The organism is Acidovorax sp. BLS4 (assembly GCF_032929295.1).
GTDB lineage: Bacteria > Pseudomonadota > Gammaproteobacteria > Burkholderiales > Burkholderiaceae_C > Paracidovorax.
This window is the reverse complement of the sequence record NZ_CP136797.1, coordinates 696,120-719,816: the sequence shown is the minus strand read 5'-3', so window position 1 is coordinate 719,816 and position 23,697 is coordinate 696,120. Positions and strand designations below refer to the sequence as shown.

Sequence of the window (23,697 nt, the reverse complement as noted above, 5' to 3'; positions counted from 1 at the left end):
GCTTTCGTTTCGCGGAAATTATTTGGAGAGGGCCAGCTTGATGCCGAAGCCGATGAGGAAGACGCCGGCGATCTTCTCCAGCCCGCGCGCGACCTTCGGGTTGGCGCGCATGCGCTCGGCCAGGCGGTGGGTCAGCAGCACGACGACGAGGCCGTACAGGAAGGTGAGCACCGCGATGGTGGCCGCCATGGCGCCGAAGGTCAGCAGGCCCTGGTGGCGCGCCGGGTCTACGAACAACGGGAAGAACGCCATGTAGAACACGATGGCCTTGGGATTGAGCAGCGTGATCCACGCCGCCTGCTGGAAGTAGTGCCGGGGCTCGATGTGGAGCACCGGCTGACCGCCGGGTCGTGCGGTCAGCATCTTGAAGCCCAGCCACGCCAGGTAGGCCGCGCCCAGCCACTGCACGGCATGGAAGGCCGCCGGGTACGAGGCCAGCAGCGCGGCGACGCCCGCCACCGCCATCCACATCAGCACCTGGTCGCCGGCCATCACGCCCAGCGTGGCGGCCAGGCCGGCACGCATGCCGCCCTTGCTGGTGGAGGTGATGAGCGCCAGGTTGCCGGGGCCGGGAATGGCGAGGAACAACACGATGGCTGCGACGAACGCGCCGTAATCTGCTACGCCAAACATGAAAGCCCCCCGAAAACTGGAGGAGCGAGTTTAAGCGACGGCCGGCGGCGCACCCGCCGGGCGCCGCATCCAGACGATGCAGCGCTCGGCATCCAGGCCGGGCACGGCGAGAGGTTCCACGTGAAACACCTGCACGCCCGCCGGCAGCGCGGCGATCTCGTCATCGGGCCGCTTGCCCTTCATGGCCAGCCATACGGCGTGCCCTGCCATGGCGCCGCTCGACCAGGTGGTGAAGTCCGGCAGCGAGGCGAAGGCGCGGCAGCTCACCAGATCGTACGGCCCGGCCAGGGTCTCGACCCGGGCGTGGATGCCGTGCAGGTTGGGCAGGCGCAGCGTCACGGCGGCCTGCTGGATGAACGCCGCCTTCTTGGCCACGGTGTCCACGCAACTCACGTCCAGGCCCGGGCAGCAGATGGCGAACACCACGCCAGGCAACCCGCCGCCCGAGCCCACGTCCAGCAGCCGGGGCGGCAGCGCGGGGTTGGCATCCAGGTCCGCCGGCACCTGCGCCAGCTGGCGGCGCAGCGGCGGCACCGCCGCCAGGCTGTCCAGCAGGTGGTGGGTGAGCATCTCCTGCGGGTCGCGCACGGCCGTCAGGTTGTAGACCTTGTTCCACTTCTGCAGCAGCGCCAGGAAATCCATCAACTGGCCGATCTGTGCGCTGCCGAGCCCCAGCCCCAGGGCCTGCGCGCCTTCGGCCAGCGTGTCCTGCAACGCCTGCGCGGTCATGCGGGCACCTCGGCTGTGGCAGGCGTGGCGCTGAAGCCCTTGAAACCGCCCTTCTTCAAATGCACCAGCAGCAGCGAGATCGCGGCGGGCGTCACGCCCGAGATGCGCGAGGCCTGGCCCAGGGTTTCCGGACGGTGCTTCTGCAGCTTCTGGCGCACCTCGATGGACAGGGCCGGCACCTGAAGATAGTCCAACTCGGCGGGCAGGCGCAGGGTTTCGAAATGGGCGGCGCGCTGCACTTCGTCCTTTTGTCGGTCGATGTAGCCGGAGTATTTGGCGGCGATCTCCACCTGCTCCACCACCGGGTCGGCCAGCTCACCGAGTGTTTCACGTGAAACGTCCGGCGACGCCAGCCGGCCACCGTCCATGCCCATGAGCGTGGCGTAGTCCACTTCCGGACGTCGCAACAGGTCGAACAGGTTGTATTCGTGCTCGATGGCTTTGCCCAGCACCCGCGCCGACTCCTCGGCCGGCAGGCTGCGGGGGTTCACCCAGGTGGCCTTGAGACGCTCTGTTTCACGTGAAACCGCATCGCGCTTGCGGCTGAAGGCATCCCACCGCGCATCGTCCACCAGGCCCAGCTGACGACCGGCCTCGGTCAAGCGCATGTCCGCGTTGTCCTCGCGCAGCTGCAGGCGGAACTCGGCCCGACTGGTGAACATGCGGTAGGGCTCGGTCACCCCCTTGGTGATGAGGTCGTCCACCATCACACCCAGGTAGGCCTCGTCCCGCCGCGGCAGCCAGGCGCCGCCGAAATCGTTGGCCTCGCCCTTGATCTGGCGGCACTGCAGCGCGGCATTGATGCCGGCGAACAACCCCTGCGCCGCGGCCTCTTCGTAGCCCGTGGTGCCGTTGATCTGACCGGCGAAGAACAGGCCTTGTACCTGGCGCGTCTCGAACGTGCTCTTGAGCGAGCGCGGGTCGAAGTAGTCGTACTCGATGGCGTAGCCGGGGCGCAGGATGTGCGCATTCTGCAGCCCCGCCATGCTGCGCACCAGGTCGTACTGGATGTCGAATGGCAGGCTGGTGCTGATGCCGTTGGGGTAGAACTCGTGCGTGGTCAGGCCTTCGGGCTCCAGGAAGATCTGGTGGCTGTCCTTGTCGGCGAACCGGTTGATCTTGTCTTCCACGCTAGGGCAGTAGCGCGGGCCGACGCCCTCGATCTTGCCGGTGAACATCGGGCTGCGGTCGAAGCCGCTGCGGATGATGTCGTGCGTGCGCTCGTTGGTGTGGGTCATCCAGCACGGCACCTGGCGCGGGTGCATCGCCGCCCCGCCGTGCGCATGCGCCATGAAGCTGAACACCGGCACCGTGCCCTCGTTCACGCCGCCGGGCATGCCGTCGCCGGGCTGCTCCTCGCATTGGGAAAAGTCGATGCTGCGGCCGTCGATGCGCGGCGGCGTGCCGGTCTTCAGGCGCCCCTGCGGCAGCTTCAGTTCCTTCAAGCGGGCCGACAGGCTGGCGGCCGGCGGGTCGCCCGCCCGGCCGGCGGCGTAGTTGTTCAGGCCCACATGGATCTTGCCGTCCAGGAAGGTGCCGGCCGTGAGCACCACGGTGCGGCTGCGAAACCGCAGGCCCACCTGCGTGACGGCGCCCACCACGCGGTCGCCCTCCACCATCAGATCGTCCACCGCCTGCTGGAACAGCCACAGGTTGGGCTGGTTCTCCAGCATGCGGCGGATGGCGGCCTTGTACAGGATGCGGTCGGCCTGCGCGCGCGTGGCCCGCACGGCCGGGCCCTTGGAACTGTTGAGGATGCGGAACTGGATGCCACCCTCGTCCGTGGCCAGCGCCATGGCACCGCCCAGCGCATCCACTTCCTTGACCAGATGGCCCTTGCCGATGCCGCCGATGGAGGGGTTGCAGCTCATCTGCCCCAGCGTCTCGATGTTGTGCGTGAGCAGCAGCGTGCGCTGGCCCATGCGCGCGGCGGCCAGCGCGGCCTCGGTGCCGGCATGGCCGCCACCGACGACGATGACATCAAATTCCTGGGGGTACAACATGGGACTGCTCCGGGGCCCCGCGGGGCCGTTCATCGATTCGATCGCCGCCGCAGGGCGCGGGGCGTGCCCGGCAGGAACGGCGCCGAAGGCCGGCCCTGGCAGGCTGGAAAACCCGTGATTTTCCCACTTCGGGCCCGCCCCTGCCACCGGTGCTGTTTCACGTGGAACAGGTGCCTTGCAACAACGGGTTTCTTGCAGGTTTCCTGCCCCGCCGGTGTGCTTCAATCGCGGCCATGCAAAAACTCCTCGTCTTCGCGGGCAGTACCCGCCAGCAATCGTTCAACCGCCGTCTCGCCCGCGCCACCGCCGACATCGCGCGCGATGCCGGGGCCGATGTGACGCTGCTCGAACTGTCGGACTTCGACATCCCCATGTACAACGCCGACCTGGAAGCCGCCGGCACCCCGCCCGACGTGCTGCGCCTGAAGGCCGCGCTGGATGCCCACCCGGGCTGGATCATCTGCTCGCCCGAGTACAACGGCAGCTACACCGCCCTGCTCAAGAACACCATCGACTGGGCCTCCAGCCCCGTGGCCGGCCACCCGGTGTGGAGCGATGGCACCCGACCCTTCCGCGGCAAGGTGGTGGGCATGCTGAGCGCCTCCAACGGCGGCCTGGGCGGCCTGCGCTCGCAGAGCCACCTGGCCCCCCTGCTCATCAACCTGGAGTGCTGGGTGGCCCCGCAGGCCTTTGCCCTGGGCCTGGCGGCCAGCGCCCTGGACGACCAGGGCGCCCTGGCACACGAGCCGCACCGCCAGCGCGTGCGCGCCGTGGTGGACCAGGTGCTGTGGGCGGCCGACCGGCTGGCCATTCCGGGCCTGCCCGCTTGAGGCAGGCCACCCAGGGATATGGCCCGAACGGTGCCGCACCGCAATATCCACTAGGGCATTTAGCTATTATTTCGATAGCAAACCAATGGCAGATGCAGTCGTGACGGTTTGCCGGCCCGGCTGCGGCGCCTGCTGCACGGCCCCCTCGATCACCAGCCCGATCCCCGGCATGCCCCAGGGCAAGCCGGCCGGCGTGCGCTGCATCCAGCTGGACGATGCGCAGCGCTGCCGCATCTTCGGCCACCCGGAGCGCCCGGCCGTGTGCGGCTCGCTGCAGCCCGAGCCGGCCATGTGCGGTCCGGACCGGGCCCACGCCCTGCACTACCTGGGCCAGCTGGAGGCGGTCACGCGCCCGGCGCCCCGGCCTTCAGCGGCCCCGGCCGCTTCCAGCTAGCATGCAGAGCTTGTCCAACACCATACCTTCGGGTCATCCATGAAGCTCTACTACAGCCCCGGCGCCTGCTCGCTCTCCCCCCACATCGCCCTGCACGAAGCGGGCCTGGCCTTCACCCCCGTGCTGGCCAGCACCAAGAGCCACAAGCTGCAGGACGGCACGGACTACTACACGATCAACCCGCTGGGCTACGTGCCCCTGCTGGAGCTGGACGACGGCACCCGCCTGCGCGAAGGCCCGGCCATCGTGCAATACATCGCCGACCAGGCCCCCCTCAAGAACCTGGCCCCCGCCAATGGCACCCTGGCCCGCTACCGCCTGCAGGAATGGCTGACCTTCATCGGCACCGAACTGCACAAGGGCTTCAGCCCGCTATTCGGTTCGTCCACGCCCGAGGAATACAAGACCACCGTGCGCGAAAAGCTCCTGTCGCGCCTGCAGTGGGTGGACAGCCAGCTCGACGGCAAGGAATGGCTCATGGGCGAGCATTTCTCGGTGGCCGACGGCTACCTGTTCACCGTCGTCGGCTGGGGCAAGGTGGTGGGCCTGGACACATCCCACCTGACCCACCTGTCGGCCCACCACGCCCGCGTGGGCGCCCGCCCTGCGGTGCAGGCGGCCCTCAAGGCCGAAGGCCTGCTCAAGTAAGCCAGACCAACGGCCGGGGGTCGGGCGTGCCTTCGGTGCCTGGATTCAGGCACGCCCCTTCCACGGCACCAGCCGCGCCTCGGCCCAGCGCACGGCCAGGTCGAAGGACCAGGCCACCAGGCCGATCACCAGAATGCCCATCACCACCAGGTCGGTGCGCAGGAAGTTCGAGGCGTTGAGCACCATCTGCCCCACGCCCACGGTGGCGGCCACCATCTCGGCCGCCACCAGCGTCGTCCAGCCGAAGCCCAGGGCGATGCGCAGGCCTACCAGGATCTCCGGCAGCGCCGCCGGCACCACCACATGCCACACCACCTGCAGGCGGCTAGCGCCCAGCGAAGCCGCGGCATTGAGCTGCTCGGTGCTGGCGCTGCGCACGCCGGCCTTGGCCGCCAGGGCGATGGGCGCAAAGCACGCCAGGTAGATCAGCAGCACCTTCGACGCCTCGTCGATGCCCAGCCAGATCACGATGAGCGGCAGGTAGGCCAGGGGCGGCAGGGGCCGGTAGAACTCGATCGGCGGGTCGAACACCCCGCGCGCGATGCGGCTCACCCCCATGGCGATGCCCACGGGCACGGCCGTCACCGCGGCCAGCGCGAACGCGCCGAACACGCGCAGGGCGCTCCACTGCAGGTGCACCCACAGCGGCTCGCCACCCTGGATCCGCCCGTGCCAGGCATCGAAGAACGCCCGCGCCACGGCGCTCGGCGCCGGCAGGAACAGCGGCGGCACCCAGCGCCAGTGCGTGGCGGCCCACCACAGGGCCAGCAGCGCCACGACGCACAGGGCGCTCAAGGCCCGGCTGCTGCCCGCACCGGGGCGCAGGAAGGGCGACACGGGGCGCACCGTGGCCGGATCAGGCTCCGGGACGGGGGGCCGCAGCGCCGCGTCCTGCGGAGCCGCCGGTTGACCCATTCCCCCACCCATTCCCCCACTCATGCCCCCGCCCCCACCGGCCCGGGCACCCCGGCCTGCGGTCCCACCCAGTCCAGCACGCGCTCGCGCCAGGCGATGAAGTCCGGGCTGGATTTCACCGCGCGCGCCGCCTGGCCGCCCAGGTGGGCGCGGTTGAACGCCAGGGCCTGCTCGCGCACGATGCGGCCCGGGCGGGGCGACATCACCACCAGGCGAGAGGCGAGGAACAGCGCCTCCTCCACGTCGTGGGTGATGAAGAAAATGGTCTTGCCCGTGCGCTGCCACAGCCGCAGCACCAGTTCCTGCAGCGATTCGCGCGTGAAGGCGTCGAGCGCGCCCAGCGGCTCGTCCATCAGCATCACGTCCGGGTCGCTAGCCAGCACGCGGGCAATGCCAACGCGCTGCTGCATGCCGCCCGACAGCTGCCACACGGGCGCCTGGGCGAACGCCTCCAGCCCCACCAGGGCCAGTGTCTCGGCCGCCACCGTCCGGCGCGTTCCACGTGGAACACCGCGCAGCCGCAGGCCCAGCGCCACGTTGTCGATCACGTTGAGCCAGGGCATCAGCGCATGCTTTTGGAACACCACGCCGCGCTCGGCCCCCGGCCCGCGCACCACGCGCCCGCCCAGCGCGATATGTCCCGCCGAGGCCGGCGTGAATCCGGCGATGCAGTTGAGCAGCGTGGTCTTGCCGCAGCCCGATGCGCCCAGGGCGACGACGAATTCGCCCGCGGCGATGTCCAGATCCACGCCGGCGAGCGCCAGCACCGGCGCGGCCCCGCGCGCCCCGGCGTAGCGCACGCTCAGGCCGCGGATGACCAGATCGCCCGCGCCATGGACCACGGGTGGCAAGGCCGCAGGGTCTTCGCCCGCGGCCGGCGGGCTACTTCGCACGCTGCACCCAGGTGGGGTTCACGCCCACCGAATAGTCCGGCAGCACGGCCTGGATGGTGCCCTGCTCTTTCAGGAAGGCGGCCGTGGCGGCCAGCGACTGCGCCGCCACCGACTGCGCGCCGCCGCCCAGCCATTTCGGCGAGGCCTGCTCGGCCGGCGGCACGAAGGCATACAGCGCCAGGCTGGCAGGCACCGTGGGCGCCTCGGCGCCGGTCCACTTCGCCACCGCCTGGACCTGGGGCGAATCGGCCGTCCAGGCGGCCTTCTGGGCCGTGTACGCGCGGTCGGCATCGGCCAGCACCTGCACGAACTGGGTCAGGAAGGCATCGTGCTCGCGCGCGAATGGCCTGGACACGGCCAGCGCGTCGAACGTGGCCTTGCCGGTCTGCGCGGCGATCTGGCCCGAGGTGGCGATCACCGTGCCGCTTTGCTTGGCCTTGGCCAGCACCGGGTCCCACACGAACGTGGCGTCGATGTCGCCGCGCTCCCACGCCGCCAGGATCTCGGGCGGGCGCAGGTTCACGATCTTCACGCCCTTGGGGTCCACGCCCGCCGCCTGCAGCGCCACCAGCGTGTGGAAGTGCGTGGTCGAGACGAACGGCAGGCCGATCTTCTTGCCCTTCAAGTCCGCCAGCTGCTTCACGCCCGAGCCGTTGCGGGCCACCAGGGCCTCGGCCTCATGGATGTCGTCCAGGATCCAGAACACCTCGATGGGCACGCCCTGCGACAGCGCCGAGGCGAACGGCGAAGACCCCGCCTCGCCGATGTGGATCGCACCGGAGGCCAGTGCGCGCACCACCTCGGCCCCGCTGCCCAGCTTGCGGTAGGTGACCTGGTAGCCCGTGCGCTTTTCGACCTCCCGGGTCTCCTGCGCATAGCGCCACGGCACGACCATGTCCTGGTAGCCGATCACCACCTCCTTCTTGCCCTGCGCCCCGGCCGCCGCGCAGAACAAGGTGGCGCCCAGCAGGGCGGAAAGGCCGCGCACGGCGGCCCTGCGGGTGGCGGAGAACGGGGATTGCATGGGGGGTTCCTTGGAGCAAAAGAGAGGGGCACCCGCAACGGGCAGCCCCTGGGGCGCAGGGTGCGCGGGCCGGGCCGTCGATGGGCCCTTGCGCAAAATTCTAGGAACCGGCCCCCGCGCGGCATGCGCCCGTTTCGCGCATCGATATCCGGAAAACGCATCAGCGCGCTGCCGCACGCCTGCGGCGCGCGGGGGGCGCCGCCGCTAGCACAGTCGGCAAATCCTTGGGGTCGCCAGTGCACTGCAGCCTTCCGGAAATGGCGGTAAGTTCGTGTCCCTGGCTTGGAACGGGCCCGGCCCCGTGCCACCCCGGAGCCCAGGCCCCGTTTTTTCCTGTCCCTCCAAAGAAAGCACCCTGTCATGACGACTCTCTTCGATCCGGTCCAGGCCGGCGATCTGCACCTGGCCAACCGCATCGCCATGGCGCCGCTCACGCGCAACCGCTCGCCCGAGGCCATCCCGAAGGACATCACGGCCACCTACTACGCCCAGCGCGCCACCGCCGGCCTGCTCATCACCGAAGCCACCGCCATCAGCCACCAGGGCCAGGGCTATGCCGACGTGCCGGGCCTGTACGGCACCGAGCAGCTCGATGGCTGGAAGCGCGTGACCGAGGCCGTGCACGCACGCGGCGGCAAGATCGTGACCCAGCTGTGGCACGTGGGCCGCATCTCGCACAACGACCTGCAGCCGGACGGCGGCAAGCCCGTGGCCCCATCGGCCATCACCGCCAAGTCCAAGACCTACCTGGTGGACCGCGCGACCGGCAAGGGCCAGTTCGTGCCCACGTCCGAGCCCCGCGCGCTCGATGCGGGCGAGCTGCCCGGCATCGTGCACGACTACGCCGCCGCCGCGCGCAACGCGGTCGAGACGGCGGGCTTCGACGGCGTGGAGATCCACGGGGCCAACGGCTACCTGCTGGACCAGTTCCTCAAGACCGGCGCCAACCAGCGCACGGACGACTACGGCGGCAGCATCGAAAACCGCGCCCGCCTGCTGCTGGAGGCCACGCGCGCCGCGGTCGATGCCATCGGCGGCGGCAAGGTGGGCATCCGCCTGTCGCCCGTGACGCCGGCCAACGACATCGCCGATGCCGACCCGCAGCCCCTGTTCGACTACGTGATCCGCCAGCTCGCACCATTGGACCTGGCCTACATCCATGTGATCGAAGGCGCCACCGGCGGTCCGCGCGAAGTGGAAGGCCGCCCCTTCGACTACGCCGCGCTCAAGGCCGCCTACCGCGCGGCCGGCGGCAAGGGCGCGTGGATGGTGAACAACGCCTACGACGGCGCCCTCGCCACCCAGGCGGTGGCCAGCGGCGATGCCGACATCGTCGCCTTCGGCAAGCCCTTCATCTCCAACCCGGACCTGGTCGAGCGCCTGCGCCAGAACGCACCGCTCAACGCATGGGACCAAAGCACGTTCTACGGCGGCGGCGAGAAGGGCTACACCGACTACCCCACGCTGGCGGAAAAGGCCGCCTGACGCGCGCCGCAGCGTAAAGTGCCCGCTGGCACGGCCCGCCACGGCTCCGAAGGCCCGGCGGGCTTTTTTTCGTCCCCCTTTTTTTCACGGCACCTTCCCCATGGTCACCTGCTACCTGCGCTACGTCATCGACCCCCACCAGCTCGCCGAATTCGAGCACTACGGCAAGCTCTGGATCCCGCTGGTGGAGAAATTCGGCGGCCAGCACCACGGCTATTTCCTGCCGTCCGAAGGCGCGAACAACATCGCGCTGGCGCTGTTCACCTTTCCCTCGCTGGCGGCGTACGAGACCTACCGCGCGCAGTCGATGCAGGACCCGGAATGCCTCGCCGCCTTCCGCTACGCGCAGGAAACGCGCTGCATCCTGAGCTACGAGCGCAGCTTCTTCCGGCCCGTCTTCAAATGATGGGTGCGAAGCTTGATATTTAGTTACGTCATTTTGCAATTTTGAAGACTGCGTGCATCCAAACCTATTTATATTTCGTTCCGCTTGACAGAATTCAAACGCAGTCAAAGGAAGGTTTTCCATGTCCAACGCCGTTCCCAAGGGCGACGCTGCTGAAAAATCGCAGGATGAACTCAGGGCGATGATCGAATCGTTCTTCCGGTTCGCTAATGTCCAATTGAACTGGGACGGCACCGTCAACGACGGCGTGGCCCTGGTTTTCCACCAGATGCTGTTGGCAACCGCCAAATGTTCCAACGCGATGTCTTTCGTTCCCCGCCCCGCAGGAGGGCCCCCTTCCGTGCTATGGCTTGCCACCCAATTGGCAGCCATGGGCTACCGGAACATCGAGAACAAATTCAACTTGGCTTGTGCCAGAAAAGCCATTGGCAATTTCCGCTCCCCTTTTGAAATGGCATCCATGGGCATCGCGGCCCTGATGTTCATGCCATGCGCCTGAAGCCGCTTCTTTTCTGCGCACTGCTGCATGCATCGCTGGCCGGCCCCGCCTTCGCCAGCGAGAAGGGCATGCTGGAAGACCGCGATTGGCCACCCTACCAGCGTTGCTCCGGATGCGTGGCCTTGCAGTACGGGTGGCTGGAACTGAAAGTTCCCCAGCATCTGGTGGGCAAGTTCTTCGTACCGCCGGCGGGCGACCCTTTCATCGCTTTCGCGCCCACTGAAAATGGCTTGCTTGACGGCCCCCTAATTCAACTGAAGGAGTTCACCAAACTGCAAGAGCTTTACCAGAAGCTCGGCGTGCTGGAAAAGCATGGCATCCAGACACCGCTGGCGTTCTACGAATTGCTGGGGCAGGCCAATTTGGGCGATCCCGTGATCGACCGGGCCCGCAAGGTCGAGGGCGTTGCGAATTCAGTGCGCTACGAGAAGTTTTCCAAGGGCCCCATCACCGCCATCCGCATCCAGGACATAGAGCCCAGCCGGGATCTTCTGTACATCTTCACCCCCGATCCCGAGCACTACTACATGGTGTCCGGGCGCTTGTCGCCCGCGCTGTTCAGGCAACTGATGTCGCATCTGAAAGTGGTCAAGTTTCCCTGATCCGTAGGGGTGGAGGCTGCGCGCATCCCGGCACAGCCGCTGCACTCACCAAAATTGCGCGAGGAACTCAAAGCCATGATCGAACCGTTCTTCCGGTTCGCCAATGTCCAATTGAACTGGAGCGGCACCATGAAAGACGGCGTGGCCCTCGTGTTCCACCAGATGCTGTTGGAAACCGCCAAATGTTCCAACGCGATGTCTTTCGTTCCCCGCCGACGCGGGCACTGCACTCACCCAGCGAACACCAGTCGCACGCAAAGGCCTTCGCCCTGCGGCCCAGGCTCCAGCGCCAGGCGCACGCCCAGCAGTTCGGCGTAGCGCGCCACGATGGCGAGGCCCAGGCCCGCGCCCTGCCCCAGGCGCTCGCCCTCGCGGCCCTGGGCCCAGCGCTGCAGAAGGTTGGTGCGCTGCGCGGCCGACAGGCCCGGGCCGTTGTCGACCACGGCCAGCACGGTGGCTTCGCGGCCATCGACCGTGGCCTCGCGCGAGATTTCCACGGTCACGCGGGGCCGCGTGCCGGTGCCCGGGCGGCCGTAGCGCAGGGCATTGTCGATCAGGTTGCCCAGCACCCCCTCGATGAGCAGCGGCTGGCCCTGCACGACCACGGGTTGGTCCAGGCCGGTGGCGCCCAGGTCCACGCCCGCCGCATCGGCGCGAGGCAGAAAGCGCAGCACGGCGTCGCGCGCCAGCTCGTCCAGGGCCACGGGCTGGCGGGGCATGGCGCCGCGGGCCTCGTCGGCCAGGGCCAGCGCGAGCAGCTGGTCCACCAGGTGGCTGGCGCGGGCCTCGCTGTCGGCAATGCCGGCCAGCTGCTCGCGCCACACGGCGGGGTCCCTGTGGGCCAAGCCGTAGCCCGCCAGCGCGCGGATGCCCGCCAGCGGGGTGCGCAGTTCGTGCGCCACGTTGCCGGCGAACTCGCGCTGCGCGCGCACCCCCTGGGCCACGCGGGCGAGCAGGTCGTTCACCGCGGCGCCCAGGTGCTGCACGTCGCGGGTGGAGGCCTCCACGGGCACGGGCGCCAGGTCGCGCGCGTCGCGCCGGTCCAGCGCCTGCTGGAACGCGGCCAGGGGCTGCAGGTCGCGCTGGATGGCGCGGCGCAGCCACACGGCCAGCGCCACCAGCAGCAGCAGTTGCGACACGCCCGAGTACAGCAGCACGCTGCGCAGCATGGCGCTGCGGCTGTGCACGGTCTGCGCGGTGACGACCTCGAACGGCAGGGGCTCGCGCACATCCAGCCGCACCGCGCGCAGCGCCCGGCCATGGAACTGGATGTCGGAGAACCGGTAGGCCTCGTCGCCGCGCGGCGGGGGCACGGGCAGGCCGCCGGCATTGCCCGCCAGCATGGAGCCATCGGGTCGCAGCACCGCGAAGTACACCGTCTCCACCTGATCGAACAGCACGGCCTTGACCTCGCGCGAGGTGAGCGCGAAATCGAGCGCGTCGCCCTTGGCGCGCACGTTGGCGGCCACCGCGTAGGCATCGTCGAGCAGTGAGCGGTCAAACGCGCGCTGGGTGAAGGCATTGGCCAGCAGCACCGAGCCGGCCGTGCCCACCAGCCACGTCAGGCCCAGCGGCACCAGCACGTGGCGCAGCAGCCGCGCCTGCAGCGAGCGGGGCTCGCGCTGCGCAGGCGCCGGCGGGGGCGAGGGGGGATGGATGGCGGTCATGGCGCGCCGGGCCCGCCCGCCTCGGGCTCCACCATGTAGCCCAGGCCGCGCAGCGTGCGGATGCCCGCGCCGCTGCCCTGCAGCTTCTTGCGCAGGCGGGAGATGAAGGCCTCCAGCGCGTTGTCGCCCAGGGCCTCGTCGAAGTCGGAGAGCTTGTCCGACAGGGTGCGCTTGCTCACCACGCGCCCGGGCGGCGTCATCAGCTCCCACAGCACCTCGAATTCGCGCGCGGGCAGTTCGGCCGGCGCGCCGTGCAGGGTGAAGCGGCGCGCCCGGCGGTCCAGCACCAGGGCGCCGACGGCGGCACGGTCGTCCGCGCCCAGCGTGCGCCGGGCCAGGGCACGCAGGCGGGCCTCCACCTCGGCCAGATCGAAGGGCTTGCCCAGGTAGTCGTCGGCGCCGGCGTCCAGGCCGGCGATGCGCTCCTCGGTGCGGTCGCGCGCGGTGAGCACCAGCACCGGCGTGCGGTCGCCCCGGGCCCGCGCCGCACGCAACACCGTGAGGCCGCTGGCCATTGCGCTGGCCGTTGCGCTGGCGAGGGCGCCGCCTGGCGGGCCGCCCTGCGGCAGGTTCAGGTCCAGCAGCACGGCATCGAAGGGCTGCACGCTCCAGAAGTGGTGCGCCTCGGCCACGCTGGCAGCGGCATCCACGCGGTGGCCCGCATCGGTCAGGCTGCGCAGCATCACGCCGCGCAGCACGTCATCGTCTTCCACGACCAGGATTCGCATGGGTTGGGGCTGGGTTGTTGGGCGGCTGTGCGGTGCGCCGGGGCGAGGGGTACGCAGTTTCCGCAGTCCCGAGGTCAGGTAGCGGTCAGGCACCCCCGCCGATAAACGCGGCATGAGCATACGACACCCCTGCATCCTCCTTTGCGCCCTGGCCTGCGCACTGCCGGGCTGGAGCCAGACCCGCGCCTCCGACAGCCCCGCGGCACCCGTCGCCACGGTCCCTGCCGCTGCCCCCCTGGCGCCGCAGTGGACGTTGGCGCAGGCCCTGGCCGCCGCCCGCGACAACAGCGACGTGATCCAGTCCCGCCAGGCCCTGGCCGCGGCGCGCGCCGACGTGCTGAGCGCCGACCATGCCCCCTTGCCGGTGTTCAGCTCCAAGGCCACCTCCATGGACCTGCAGCACGGCCTGGGGCCCGGCAACGTGCTCACGCGCAAGCGCATCGACAAGTCGGTGGGCATCGACTGGACCTGGGAGCGCGGCAACAAGCGCGAGCTGCGCACACAGGCCGCCCAGCGCGCCGCCGACGCGGCCCAGGCGGATGTGGAAGACACGCAGACCCAGCAGCTGCAGGCCGCGCTGGCCGCCTACTACGACCTGCTGGCCGCGCAGGAGCGCGTGCGCGAAACCGCCGAGATCGAACGCAGCGTGGCCGAGCTGGCCCGCCTGGCCGACCGCCGCGTGAAGGCGGGCGACCTGTCCGCGCAGGATGCGTCGCGCACCCGCATCGAGGCCGAGCGCGCCCGCGCCGACACGCAGGCCGCCTCGCAGCTGCAGGAGCAGGCCGCGCTGGCGCTGGCGCAGGTCACGGCCAGCAGCCTGGCAGTGCAGGCCGGCGGCACCGACTGGCCCGCCCTGCCCCCGGCCGCCGCCTCGGGCGCGGCCCCCGGCAGCGGCCCGCTGGACGGCGGCGGCGATCTGGGCGCCTGGGCCGAGGCACGCGCCGACGTGCGCGCCGCCATCGCCCGCGTGCAGTCCGCCCAGGCGGCGCTGGACAACGCCAGCGCCCTGCGCAAGTCCGATTGGACGGTGGGGGCCTCGGTGGACCACTACCCCGGCACCTCCAACCGCCTGCTGGAAGTGCGCGTGCAGATCCCACTGCAATGGGGCTACCAGTTCCAGGGCGAGATCGGCCGCGCCCAGGCCGAGCTGACCCGCGCGCAGGACGCACTGGACAACACGCGCCGCCTGGCCCTTTTGGACCTGCAGCACCTGCAGCAGGCCGCGCTGAGCGCCGCGCGCCGCGCCGCCAGCTACGACGAAGGCGTGCTGCCGCGCGCCCGCCAGGTGGCGCAGAGCGCCGAGCTGGCGTACCGCAAGGGCGCCATGCCGCTGACCGACCTGCTGGACGCCCAGCGCACCCTGCGCGCCACGGCGCTGGAGGCGCTCTCGGCCCGTGTCGACTATGCCAAGGCCCAGGGCGCCTGGCTGCTGCGCACGCAGCCGCAAACCCTGCTGGGCAGCCTGCCCTGAACGCCCCCCGCCCCAAGTCCAGCCACGCCAATCCATGCCCTGCCGTTCCCCTTCCACCTCTCGTATCGCGAAGTCCACCATGGTGCACCCTGCCCTCTCCCTACCGCGCCTGACCACCTGCGGCCTGCTCGTCCTCGCCCTGGGCGGCGGCGCGCTGCTGCAAGGCTGCAGCAAGGCCGCCGAACCCGCCGCGGCGCCGGAAGCCGCACCGCCCATCGCCCAATCAGGGCAGCTGCGCTTTCCGCCCGGCCATCCGCAGCTGGCGCTGCTGACCGTGGCCCCCGCGCGCGCCAGCAAGGACATCGCCGTCGACCTGCCCGCACGCCTGGTGTGGAACGAGGAACGCACCCAGCGCGTGTACCCCGCGTTCGCCGGCCGCGTCACGGCCATCCGCGCCGATCTGGGCCAGTCGGTCAAGGCGGGCGCACCGCTGGCGCTGCTGGCCTCGCCCGACTTCGGCCAGGCCCAGGCGGACACGGCCAAGGCCCGCGCCGACCAGTCGTTCGCCCAGCAGGGCCTGCGCCGCCAGCGTGAACTGTTCGAAGCCGGCATCGTGGCCCGCAAGGACCTGGAGCAGGCCGAGGCCGACGCCGCGCGCGCCCAGGCCGAAGTGGCCCGCGCCGCCGCGCGCACCAGTCTCTACGGCGGCGGCAACGCCGTGAACCAGCAGCTCGCGCTCACGGCCGGCATGGCGGGCGTGGTGGTGGAGCGCAACCTCAATCCCGGCCAGGAGGTGCGGCCCGACCAGTCCGGCCCCGGCAACCCGGCGCTGTTCGTGGTGACCGACCCCGCCTCGCTGTGGGTGCAGATCGACGCGCGCGAGGGCGACCTGGCCTCGCTGCGCCCAGGCGACAGCTTCACGCTGCAGGTGCCGGCCTACCCCGAGGCCACCTTCACCGGCCGCGTGACCGCCGCAGCCGACGCGATCGATCCCGGCACGCGCACGCTCAAGGTGCGCGGCGTGGTGCCCAATGCCGACCGGCGCCTGAAGGCCGAGATGCTGGCCACCGTGCACGTGCAGGAAAGCCGCGAGAGTGGGGTCGTCATCCCCGCCGCCGCCGTCACCTTGAACGGCACGCAGCACACCGTGTACGTGCAGCGCGAGCCCGGCGTGTTCGAGCCGCGCAAGGTGGTGCTGGGCTACGAAGGCCCGCGCGAGGTGGTCGTCTCCCGCGGGCTGGAAGCCGGCGAGAAGGTGGTGGCCGAGAACGTGCTGCTGCTGGCCCGCCAGTTCCAGGCCGCCGAGGAAGACGCGCCCGCACCGGTACCCGGCGCGCCCGCCAGCCCGGCGGGCGGCAAGGCGGAAGGGACGGCCAAGCCATGAGGCGCCTCATCCACTACGCGCTGCACCAGCCGCTGTTCATCGTGCTGGGCACGTTGCTGTTCGCCCTGGCGGGATTCATCTCGTTCAAGAACCTGTCCGTCGAGGCCTTTCCCGACGTGACGGACACCCAGGTGACGGTGATCGCCCTGTACCCGGGCCGCGCGCCCGAGGAAGTCGAAAAGCAGGTCACCCTGCCCATCGAGACGGCCCTGGCGGGCCTGCCCAATTCGATCCGCGTGTTCTCGCACACGCAGTTCGGCCTGTCGTTCAGCGTGGTCACGTACGACGACGCGGCCAACACGAACATCGTGCGCCAGCAGGTGGCCGAGCGGCTGTCCAGTATCGACCTGCCGCCCGGCGTGCAGGCCGAGATCGCGCCCAACGCCACGCCGGTGGGCGAGATCATGCGCTACCGCCTCAAGGGCGACGGCCTGTCGACCACCGACATCCGCACCGTGGAGGACTGGACGGTGGAGCGCGCGCTGCGCCAGGTGCCCGGCGTGGCCGACGTGGTGGCCATGGGCGGCTCGATCAAGCAGTACGAGGTGCAGCCCGACATGGACCGGCTGCGCGCGTACAAGGTCACGTTCCAGAACCTGCTGGACGCGCTGGGCCGGGGCAACGCCAACGCCGGCGGCAGCTACGTGGCGCAAGGCGCGCAGCAGTACACCATCCGCGGGCTGGGCCTGCTGCGCTCGGCCGACGACATCGGCCGCATCGTGGTGGCCTCGCGAAACGGCACGCCCGTGCTGATCCGCGACATCGGCCAGGTCAAGATCGGCGCCGTGCCGCGCCTGGGCGTGGTCGGCCAGGACCTGGACGACGACGTGGTCACCGGCATCGTCGTGATGCGCAAGGGCGAGAACCCGAGCGTGGTGCTCAAAGGCGTGAAGGACCGCATCGCCGAACTGAACGCGCGCGGCCTGCCGCCGGGCGTGCAGATCGTGCCGTTCTACGACCGCACCTGGCTCATGGACAAGACGCTCACCACCGTGTTCCACAACCTCGTGGAAGGCGCGCTGCTGGTGGCGCTGGTGCTGTACATCTTCCTGTCCAACCTGCGCGCCAGCCTGGCCGTGGTGGTGGTCATTCCGCTGGCCCTGCTCTCGACCTTCATGGGCCTCAAGATCATGGGCGTGCCGGCCAACCTGCTGAGCCTGGGCGCCATGGACTTCGGCATCATCGTGGACGGCGCGGTGATCGTGATCGAGAACATCATGCACCGCCTGGCCGAGCGCGGCGAGGACATGGACGACCGCGACCGGCGCGACACCATCATCGAGGCCGCCGGCGAAGTGGGCCGGCCCACGCTGTTTTCGATGCTCATCATCATCGCGGCGCACATCCCCATCTTCGCGCTGCAGCGCCACGAAGGCCGCATCTTCCAGCCCATGGCGCTGTCGGTCTCGGCCGCGCTCGTTGGCTCGCTGATCTTCTCGCTCACCCTGGTGCCGCTGCTGGCCTACTGGATGCTGCGCAGGAAGCTGCCGCACGGCGACAACCGCGTGGTCACCTTCGCCAAGCGCGCCTACGCCCCGGTGCTGGACTGGGCACTGGCCCGCCGCCGCACGGTAATGGTGATCGCGCTGGCCGTGTTCGGCCTGGCGCTGGTGGCCGCATCGCGCCTGGGCTCGGAGTTCCTGCCCGAGCTGGACGAGGGCACCACCTGGGTCAACTTCACCCTCTCGCCCAACGTCTCCACCGACGAGGCGGCGCGCGTGCTGCGCATGGCCCGCAAGGCCCTGCTGAGCGTGCCCGAGGTGCGCACCACGGTCTCCAAGGCCGGCCAGCCCGAGGACGGCACCGACCCCAAGACCATCTCCATGGCCGAGATCTTCGTGGACGTGAAGCCCGAGGACCAATGGCGCCCCGGCATGACGCGCGAGAAGATCACCGAGGAGATGGGCCGCGCGCTGTCGGCCATCCCCGGCATCGACCCCGCGTTCTCGCAGCCCATCCGCGACAACGTGCTGGAGTCGATCTCGCAGATCAAGGGCCAGATCGTCATCAAGCTCGCGGGCGACGACCTGGTGGAGATGAAGCGCATCACCGACGAGATCGCACGCGAGATCAAGCAGGTGCAGGGCGTGGCCCGCGCCGAGATCGACCGCGACGGCCAGGTGCCGCAGCTGCTGCTGGACATCGACCGCGACCGCGCCGCGCGCTACGGCCTGAACGTGGGCGACATCCAGGACGTGATCGAGGCCGCCCTCGCCGGCAAGGCCGCCACCAGCCTGTGGGAGGGCGAGCGCAAGTTCGCCGTGGCCGTGCGCCTGCCCAAGGACGAACGCGTGATCTCCAACCTGCCGCGCACCCCCATCGCCACGCCCGACGGCGGCTACGTGCAGCTGGGCGACGTGGTGCACATCCGCGAGGGCACGGGCGCCATGAACATCGCCCGCGAGGCCGGACGCCGCACCACGGCCATCGGCATCTTCATCGCGGGCCGCGACATGGGCTCGGTGGTGGCCGACATGAAGGCCCGCGTGGAAAAGAACGTCAAGATCCCGTCCAACTACCAGGTCAACTGGTCGGGCGAGTTCGAGAACCAGGAGCGCGCGATGAAGCGCCTGTCGGTGGTGGTGCCCATCTCGCTGCTGCTGATCTTCGTGCTGCTGTTCGACGCCTTCAAGTCGTTCAAGATGGCCTCGCTGATCCTCATCAACGTGCCGCTGGCGCTCATCGGCGGGTTCATCGCGCTGTGGGTGTTCGGCATCCCGCTGTCGGTGTCGGCCGCCATCGGCTTCATCGCGCTGTCGGGCCAGGCGGTGCTCAACGGGGTGGTGATGCTCTCGGTGTTCCAGCAGCTGCAGTCGGGCGGCATGGCCGTGGTCGATGCCGTGCGCCAGGGCTCCATGCAGCGCCTGCGCACGGTGCTGATGACCGCCATGCTCGCCATGCTGGGCCTCCTGCCCATGGCCCTGTCGCACGAGATCGGCTCAGAGACGCAGCGGCCCCTGGCCATCGTGGTGATCGGCGGGCTGGTGACGGCGACGCTGCTGACGCTGGTGGTGCTGCCGGCGCTGTATGTGGCGTGGTTCGGGCCGCGCAAGGGCCGTGCCGGTGAACCCTCGCCCGGCGGCGAGCCCCCCAGGGCGTTGACCTGAGAAGCCCCCCGGCCGCGCCGGCACGGCGCTGGCCGGGGAGGCTGGGGAGCAGGAGGGGCCGGGAGGACCGGCCCTCCCGCCGGGTCAACCCCCGGTGAGCTGCGGCCGCACCAGGCCGCTGGAGGCAGGCAAGCCCTGCAGCGCCGCATCAGCGTGCACCGAGGCGTAGGCCTGCCCGTCGGCCAGATGGAACTGCTGCACCACCTGCGACAGGCGCGCGGCCTGCTCGCGCAGCGATTCGGCGGCGGCGGCGGATTGCTCCACCAGCGCGGCGTTCTGCTGTGTCATGCGGTCGATCTCGCCCACCGAGCCGTTGACCTGGCCGATGCCGGCGGTCTGCTCGGCCGAGGCGGAATTGATCTCGCCGATGATGTCGGACACGCGCTGCACGCTGTCCACGATTTCCTTCATGGCCGCGCCGGCGTCCTCGACATGGCGCACGCCGCCGTCCACCGCGGTCACGCTGGAGCTGATCAGCGCTTTGATTTCCTTGGCCGCTTCGGCCGAGCGCTGGGCCAGGCTGCGCACCTCGCCGGCCACCACCGCGAAGCCCCGGCCCTGCTCGCCCGCGCGGGCGGCTTCCACGGCCGCGTTCAGCGCCAGGATGTTGGTCTGGAAGGCGATGCCGTCGATCACGCCGATGATGTCGCTGATCTTGCGGCTGGAGCTGGAGATCTCGTGCATGCTGGCCACGGCCTGCTGCACCACGCTGCCGCCGCGCGTGGCGATGCCCGAGGCGGACGACGCCAATTGGTTGGCCACCTGCGAGGACGATGCCGTCTGCTGCACCGTGGTGGTGAGCTCCGCCAGCGAGGCCACGGCCTCCTGGGCGTTGCTGGCCGTCTGCTCGGTGCGGCCGGACAGGTCCTGGTTGCCGGTGGCGATTTCGGCACTGGCGGTGGCGATGCTGCCGCTCGCATCGCGCACCTGCGAGACCAGCGCCCCCAGGCCCTGCTGCATGTCGTCCAGCGCGCGCTGCAGGTCGGCCACTTCGTCGCGGCCCTCCACCTGCACCCGCTGCGAGAGGTCGCCGCCGGCAATGGCCTGCGCCATGCGCTGGGCCTCGGCCAGCGGACGGCAGATGGACACCATGTTGAGCAAGGTCAGAGGCACCACCACCACGATGGTGATGAGCACCGCCAGCACGAACAGCCACTGGGTTTCGCCGGACACCTGCTTTTGCCGGGCGGCCACCTCGGCCACCTCGTTGCGCAGGCTGGTATCGAGCTGGACCATGAGCTTGTCGGCCTCGGCGAACTCGGCCACGGCCTTGCCGCTCATGCGGTTGGCGATGGTGGCCGTGTCGTAGCCGCCGGCCTCCAGCTGCCGCGCCACGTGCGCGAACTGTTCGCGGTAGCTGTCCAGCCGCTTGACGATGTCGCGCACCAGGGCGTTGTCCGGGTCTTCGGGGCCTTCGAGGAAGCGGGCCGCGACCTTCTTGGCGCGGTCCAGGCTGGCCAGCCATGCCGTGTGCGCCTGCTTGACGCCCTCGGGCTTCTCGTACTGGATGATCATGTCCTTCTCGAACTGGCGGATGGCTCCCATCTCGCCGCGCAGCTCGGCCATGTAGCCCACCTCGGAGAAGGAATTCGCCATGAATTCCTCGCTCATCGCGTGGATGCGGAACATGCCCAGCATGCCTGCGCCCCCCAGCAATCCCAGCAAACCCAGCACCACGCCAATCGCACCCAGCATGCGTACGCGGATGGAAAAACCCCGCATGAGCGAAAAGAAATTCATAGTTGTCGTCCTCTAATCTCTTCGGTGACCAGCAAAAGGATGCCCACCATATGCAACCAAACGTTGCAGTGTGCCAGACCTGCCGACTTTTAACCGAATGTAACTATCAAACGCGCCAGCGCTTCAATAGCAAAGCGTTCGCCATCACACTCACCGAGCTGAGGGCCATGGCCGCGCCCGCCACCACGGGGCTCAGGTAGCCCAGTGCGGCCAGGGGAATGCCGGCCACGTTGTAGGCAAACGCCCAGAACAGGTTCTGCCGGATCTTGGCGACCGTGCGGTGCGAAATGTCCAGCGCCGCGGCCACCAGCCGGGGGTCGCCGCGCATCAGGGTGATGCCCGCGGCCTGCATGGCCACATCGGTGCCGTTGCCCATGGCCATGCCCACGTCGGCGGCGGCCAGGGCCGGCGCATCGTTCACGCCGTCGCCCACCATGGCCACCGCGTGGCGTGCCGGGCGGTGAGCGCCCGGCCCCGCCGCGGCCTCGGACCGCAGGCGCGCCACGCACGCCGCCTTGTCGCCGGGCAGCACCTCGGCCATCACCTCGCCGGCATCCGGGTCCAGCCCCAGGCGGCGCGCCATGGCCTCGGCCGCGCCCCGGTGGTCGCCCGACACCATCACCACGCGCAGGCCGCGCGCCCGCAGCGCCGCTAGGGCCTCGCGCGCGCCGGGCTTGGGCTCGTCGCCGAAGGCCAGCAGCGCCCGCAGCACCCACGCCGGGCCGGCCGTACCCTCGCCCGTTGGCACTTCGCCCGGCGGTGCCTCGGCCACCGCCGACACGGTGGCACCGGCCGATTGCAGCGCGGCGGCGGGTGCGGCCAGGGCGCCCAGCGGCACGCCCAGTTCCTCCATCCAGCGCAGGCTGCCCACGCGGAATTGGCGCCCGGCCGCCGTGCCCTCGGTGCCCCGGCCCGGCACGGCGCTCACGGCCTGCGGCGCGGGCACACCCAAGCCGCGGCGGCGGGCCTCCTGCACCACGGCGCGGGCCAGCGGGTGTTCGCTGCCGCCCTGCACGCCGGCCACCGCCGCGAGCAACGCGTCACCGTCCTGCCCGGGCGCCACCTCGAAGGCGGTCAGCCGGGGCTGGCCCACCGTCAGCGTGCCCGTCTTGTCGAAGGCGACCGTGCCCACGCGGTGCGCGCGCTCCAGCGCCTCGGCGTCCCGGATCAGGATGCCGTGCCGGGCCGCCACGCCCGTGCCCGCCATGATGGCCGCCGGCGTCGCCAGGCCCAAAGCGCAGGGGCAGGCGATCACCAGCACCGCCACGGCGTGGATCACCGCCGCCTCGCCGCCGGCGCCCACCAAGAGCCAGCCCAGCAGCGTGGCCAGCGCGATGCCCAGCACCACCGGCACGAACACCGCCGACACCCGGTCCACCAGCCGCTGGATCGGCGCCTTGCCGGCCTGCGCGTTTTCCACCAGCCGGATGATGCGGGCCAGCACCGTCTCGGCCCCCACGGCCGACACCTGCACCACCACCCGCCCGTCGCCGTTGATCGAGCCGCCCGTGAGCGCCTCGCCCGCGGTGCGCGGCACCGGCAGCGGCTCGCCGGTCAGCATGGATTCATCCACCTGCGTGTGCCCCTCCAGCACCGTGCCGTCCACAGGAATGCGCTCGCCCGGGCGCACCACGATCCGGTCGCCGGCCATCACCTCGGCCACGGGCACGTCCACCTCGCCATCGGCACCCACCAGATGCGCCACGTCGGGCCGCAGGGCGTGCAGCGCCCGGATGGCCGCCGTGGTCTGGCGCTTGGCCCGCGCCTCCAGCCACTTGCCCAGCAGCACCAGCGTGATCACCACGGCCGAGGCCTCGAAGTACAGGTGCGGGGCGTGGCCGGCGGGCGCGGTCAGCCACAGCCAGAGCGACAGCCCGTAGCCCGCGCTGGTGCCGATCGCCACCAGCAGGTCCATGTTGCCGGAGCGCGCCTTGAGGGCGTGCCACCCCGCCTTGTAAAAGCACGCGCCCAGCCAGAACTGCATGGGCGTCGCCAGCAGCCACTGCAGCCATGCCGGCAGCATGCCGTGCGGGCCGAGCAGCGCGCCGAAGCGCTCCGGTAACAGGCCCAGCAGCATCGGCAGCACCAGCGGCGCCGACAGCGCCAGTCCCAGGGCCACCGGCCCGAAGCCCGCCCAGGGCGACTGGCCGCGCGCCTCGGCGTCCTGCGCCTGCGGGGCGCGGGGCTCGTAGCCCGCGTTGCGCACCGCCCGGCGCAGCTGCGCCTCCATCGCCGCGCCCCCACCGGCCACACCAGCCACATCGGCAGCACCGGCCGCATAGACCACATGGGCCCGCTCGGTCGCCAGGTTGACCGTGGCCTCCTGCACGCCCGGCACCTTGCGCAGTGCGCGCTCCACGCGGCCCGAGCAGCTCGCGCAGGTCATGCCGCCGATGCCCAGGTCGAGCGTGCCCGGGGCGGAATCGGAGGGGGATGGCGGGGCGGTGGGTGTCGGGTTCATGGTGGGCACCTTAAACCTTGACGCGATGGCAAGGTCAAGCGCCCCGCGGAAAGCACGGGGCCGCTTGACTCTGCCACCATGTCAGGGTTCATGATGCTGGCACCCATTGTTCTTCCACCCTTTCCCGAACGGAGCACC

At 70.4% G+C, this 23,697-nt stretch carries 20 protein-coding genes; 10 read left to right on the top strand and 10 right to left on the bottom strand.

Going from position 1 to position 23,697, the window contains the following annotated elements; genetic code table 11:
- Positions 1-18: 18 nt before the first annotated feature.
- From R1Z03_RS03405 to mnmG, 3 genes are read right to left on the bottom strand one after another with little or no spacing between them, the layout of a single operon-like run.
- Complete coding sequence (locus R1Z03_RS03405; RefSeq protein WP_317356887.1) at positions 19-633, bottom strand: LysE family transporter; 615 nt, start codon at positions 631-633, stop codon at positions 19-21.
- A 30-nt stretch (positions 634-663) separates the two neighbouring features.
- On the bottom strand, positions 664-1,362 hold the full coding sequence (rsmG, locus tag R1Z03_RS03400; protein WP_284430483.1) for a 16S rRNA (guanine(527)-N(7))-methyltransferase RsmG: 699 nt from the start codon (positions 1,360-1,362) through the stop codon (positions 664-666).
- Positions 1,359-3,365, bottom strand: a complete 2,007-nt coding sequence (gene mnmG, locus R1Z03_RS03395) for a tRNA uridine-5-carboxymethylaminomethyl(34) synthesis enzyme MnmG (RefSeq protein WP_317356884.1) — start codon at positions 3,363-3,365, stop codon at positions 1,359-1,361. Before mnmG ends, rsmG begins: the two co-directional genes overlap by 4 nt.
- 233 nt (positions 3,366-3,598) lie before the next feature.
- Between mnmG and R1Z03_RS03390 the strand changes: the two genes are divergently transcribed.
- The 3 genes from R1Z03_RS03390 (at position 3,599) to gstA (ending at position 5,237) form a co-directional block, all read left to right on the top strand.
- Positions 3,599-4,195, top strand: coding sequence for an NAD(P)H-dependent oxidoreductase (locus R1Z03_RS03390; RefSeq protein ID WP_317356882.1), 597 nt, complete (start codon positions 3,599-3,601; stop codon positions 4,193-4,195).
- Between the two features lie 85 nt (positions 4,196-4,280).
- The gene (locus R1Z03_RS03385; protein ID WP_317356880.1) at positions 4,281-4,589 is read left to right on the top strand and encodes a YkgJ family cysteine cluster protein; all 309 of its coding nucleotides are present in this window, start codon (positions 4,281-4,283) and stop codon (positions 4,587-4,589) included.
- A gap of 39 nt (positions 4,590-4,628) precedes the next feature.
- Positions 4,629-5,237: a glutathione transferase GstA gene (gene gstA / locus R1Z03_RS03380; protein ID WP_284397266.1), complete on the top strand. Its 609-nt coding sequence runs from the start codon at positions 4,629-4,631 to the stop codon at positions 5,235-5,237.
- Between the two features lie 45 nt (positions 5,238-5,282).
- On the opposite strand, the gene R1Z03_RS03375 is transcribed toward gstA, so the two are convergent.
- Genes R1Z03_RS03375 through tauA form a run of 3 tightly spaced genes read right to left on the bottom strand, consistent with a single transcriptional unit; the run spans position 5,283 to position 8,069 of the window.
- Positions 5,283-6,152, bottom strand: coding sequence for an ABC transporter permease subunit (locus tag R1Z03_RS03375; RefSeq protein WP_317356877.1), 870 nt, complete (start codon positions 6,150-6,152; stop codon positions 5,283-5,285).
- A gap of 20 nt (positions 6,153-6,172) precedes the next feature.
- Entirely contained in the window at positions 6,173-6,994 is an 822-nt protein-coding gene (locus R1Z03_RS03370; RefSeq protein WP_372588265.1) for a taurine ABC transporter ATP-binding protein, read from the bottom strand.
- Between the two features lie 40 nt (positions 6,995-7,034).
- Positions 7,035-8,069 (bottom strand): taurine ABC transporter substrate-binding protein, encoded by a 1,035-nt coding sequence (tauA, locus tag R1Z03_RS03365; protein WP_317356875.1) that lies wholly within the window; start codon positions 8,067-8,069, stop codon positions 7,035-7,037.
- A gap of 360 nt (positions 8,070-8,429) precedes the next feature.
- On the opposite strand from tauA, the gene R1Z03_RS03360 reads away from it, so the two are divergent.
- The 4 genes from R1Z03_RS03360 (at position 8,430) to R1Z03_RS03345 (ending at position 11,061) form a co-directional block, all read left to right on the top strand.
- Positions 8,430-9,554, top strand: coding sequence for an alkene reductase (locus R1Z03_RS03360; RefSeq protein WP_317356873.1), 1,125 nt, complete (start codon positions 8,430-8,432; stop codon positions 9,552-9,554).
- Between the two features lie 100 nt (positions 9,555-9,654).
- Positions 9,655-9,960 (top strand): NIPSNAP family protein, encoded by a 306-nt coding sequence (locus R1Z03_RS03355; protein ID WP_317356871.1) that lies wholly within the window; start codon positions 9,655-9,657, stop codon positions 9,958-9,960.
- A gap of 121 nt (positions 9,961-10,081) precedes the next feature.
- Positions 10,082-10,459: a hypothetical protein gene (locus R1Z03_RS03350; RefSeq protein ID WP_284430490.1), complete on the top strand. Its 378-nt coding sequence runs from the start codon at positions 10,082-10,084 to the stop codon at positions 10,457-10,459.
- A complete protein-coding gene (locus R1Z03_RS03345) occupies positions 10,450-11,061 on the top strand; it encodes a hypothetical protein (RefSeq protein ID WP_284397281.1) in 612 nt (203 codons plus the stop codon). Before R1Z03_RS03350 ends, R1Z03_RS03345 begins: the two co-directional genes overlap by 10 nt.
- Positions 11,062-11,291: 230 nt before the next feature.
- Here R1Z03_RS03345 and R1Z03_RS03340 read toward each other — a convergent pair whose 3' ends face one another.
- Both R1Z03_RS03340 and R1Z03_RS03335 read right to left on the bottom strand, forming a co-directional pair.
- Complete coding sequence (locus R1Z03_RS03340; RefSeq protein ID WP_317356867.1) at positions 11,292-12,728, bottom strand: sensor histidine kinase N-terminal domain-containing protein; 1,437 nt, start codon at positions 12,726-12,728, stop codon at positions 11,292-11,294.
- Complete coding sequence (locus R1Z03_RS03335) at positions 12,725-13,456, bottom strand: response regulator transcription factor (RefSeq protein ID WP_317356865.1); 732 nt, start codon at positions 13,454-13,456, stop codon at positions 12,725-12,727. The genes R1Z03_RS03340 and R1Z03_RS03335 overlap by 4 nt, the downstream gene beginning before the upstream one ends.
- 112 nt (positions 13,457-13,568) lie before the next feature.
- On the opposite strand from R1Z03_RS03335, the gene R1Z03_RS03330 reads away from it, so the two are divergent.
- The 3 genes from R1Z03_RS03330 (at position 13,569) to R1Z03_RS03320 (ending at position 19,358) form a co-directional block, all read left to right on the top strand.
- Positions 13,569-14,927 carry a TolC family protein gene (locus tag R1Z03_RS03330; protein ID WP_317356863.1) on the top strand — a complete coding sequence of 453 codons (1,359 nt, stop codon included), beginning with the start codon at positions 13,569-13,571 and terminating at the stop codon, positions 14,925-14,927.
- 79 nt (positions 14,928-15,006) lie between these two features.
- Complete coding sequence (locus tag R1Z03_RS03325) at positions 15,007-16,251, top strand: efflux RND transporter periplasmic adaptor subunit (RefSeq protein WP_317356861.1); 1,245 nt, start codon at positions 15,007-15,009, stop codon at positions 16,249-16,251.
- Positions 16,248-19,358, top strand: a complete 3,111-nt coding sequence (locus tag R1Z03_RS03320; protein WP_317356859.1) for a CusA/CzcA family heavy metal efflux RND transporter — start codon at positions 16,248-16,250, stop codon at positions 19,356-19,358. Before R1Z03_RS03325 ends, R1Z03_RS03320 begins: the two co-directional genes overlap by 4 nt.
- Before the next feature lie 84 nt (positions 19,359-19,442).
- Here the strand turns inward: R1Z03_RS03320 and R1Z03_RS03315 are convergent, their stop codons facing one another.
- Entirely contained in the window at positions 19,443-21,098 is a 1,656-nt protein-coding gene (locus R1Z03_RS03315; RefSeq protein ID WP_284430495.1) for a methyl-accepting chemotaxis protein, read from the bottom strand.
- Positions 21,099-21,204: 106 nt separating this feature from the next.
- Entirely contained in the window at positions 21,205-23,559 is a 2,355-nt protein-coding gene (locus tag R1Z03_RS03310) for a heavy metal translocating P-type ATPase (protein WP_317356856.1), read from the bottom strand.
- Between the last annotated feature and the right edge of the window lie 138 nt (positions 23,560-23,697).

Excerpts from the sequence above, each read along its gene's own strand:
- R1Z03_RS03340 (WP_317356867.1), bottom strand. The coding sequence starts at position 12,728 with ATGACCGCCATCCATCCCCCCTCGCCCCCGCCGGCGCCTGCGCAGCGC.
- tauA (WP_317356875.1), bottom strand. The coding sequence starts at position 8,069 with ATGCAATCCCCGTTCTCCGCCACCCGCAGGGCCGCCGTGCGCGGCCTT.
- R1Z03_RS03390 (WP_317356882.1), top strand. The coding sequence starts at position 3,599 with ATGCAAAAACTCCTCGTCTTCGCGGGCAGTACCCGCCAGCAATCGTTC.
- R1Z03_RS03345 (WP_284397281.1), top strand. The coding sequence starts at position 10,450 with ATGCGCCTGAAGCCGCTTCTTTTCTGCGCACTGCTGCATGCATCGCTG.
- R1Z03_RS03350 (WP_284430490.1), top strand. The coding sequence starts at position 10,082 with ATGTCCAACGCCGTTCCCAAGGGCGACGCTGCTGAAAAATCGCAGGAT.
- R1Z03_RS03335 (WP_317356865.1), bottom strand. The coding sequence starts at position 13,456 with ATGCGAATCCTGGTCGTGGAAGACGATGACGTGCTGCGCGGCGTGATG.
- R1Z03_RS03375 (WP_317356877.1), bottom strand. The coding sequence starts at position 6,152 with ATGGGTCAACCGGCGGCTCCGCAGGACGCGGCGCTGCGGCCCCCCGTC.
- R1Z03_RS03320 (WP_317356859.1), top strand. The coding sequence starts at position 16,248 with ATGAGGCGCCTCATCCACTACGCGCTGCACCAGCCGCTGTTCATCGTG.
- mnmG (WP_317356884.1), bottom strand. The coding sequence starts at position 3,365 with ATGTTGTACCCCCAGGAATTTGATGTCATCGTCGTCGGTGGCGGCCAT.
- R1Z03_RS03315 (WP_284430495.1), bottom strand. The coding sequence starts at position 21,098 with ATGAATTTCTTTTCGCTCATGCGGGGTTTTTCCATCCGCGTACGCATG.
- R1Z03_RS03325 (WP_317356861.1), top strand. The coding sequence starts at position 15,007 with ATGGTGCACCCTGCCCTCTCCCTACCGCGCCTGACCACCTGCGGCCTG.
- rsmG (WP_284430483.1), bottom strand. The coding sequence starts at position 1,362 with ATGACCGCGCAGGCGTTGCAGGACACGCTGGCCGAAGGCGCGCAGGCC.
- R1Z03_RS03310 (WP_317356856.1), bottom strand. The coding sequence starts at position 23,559 with ATGAACCCGACACCCACCGCCCCGCCATCCCCCTCCGATTCCGCCCCG.
- R1Z03_RS03405 (WP_317356887.1), bottom strand. The coding sequence starts at position 633 with ATGTTTGGCGTAGCAGATTACGGCGCGTTCGTCGCAGCCATCGTGTTG.
- gstA (WP_284397266.1), top strand. The coding sequence starts at position 4,629 with ATGAAGCTCTACTACAGCCCCGGCGCCTGCTCGCTCTCCCCCCACATC.
- R1Z03_RS03385 (WP_317356880.1), top strand. The coding sequence starts at position 4,281 with ATGGCAGATGCAGTCGTGACGGTTTGCCGGCCCGGCTGCGGCGCCTGC.
- R1Z03_RS03360 (WP_317356873.1), top strand. The coding sequence starts at position 8,430 with ATGACGACTCTCTTCGATCCGGTCCAGGCCGGCGATCTGCACCTGGCC.
- R1Z03_RS03355 (WP_317356871.1), top strand. The coding sequence starts at position 9,655 with ATGGTCACCTGCTACCTGCGCTACGTCATCGACCCCCACCAGCTCGCC.
- R1Z03_RS03330 (WP_317356863.1), top strand. The coding sequence starts at position 13,569 with ATGAGCATACGACACCCCTGCATCCTCCTTTGCGCCCTGGCCTGCGCA.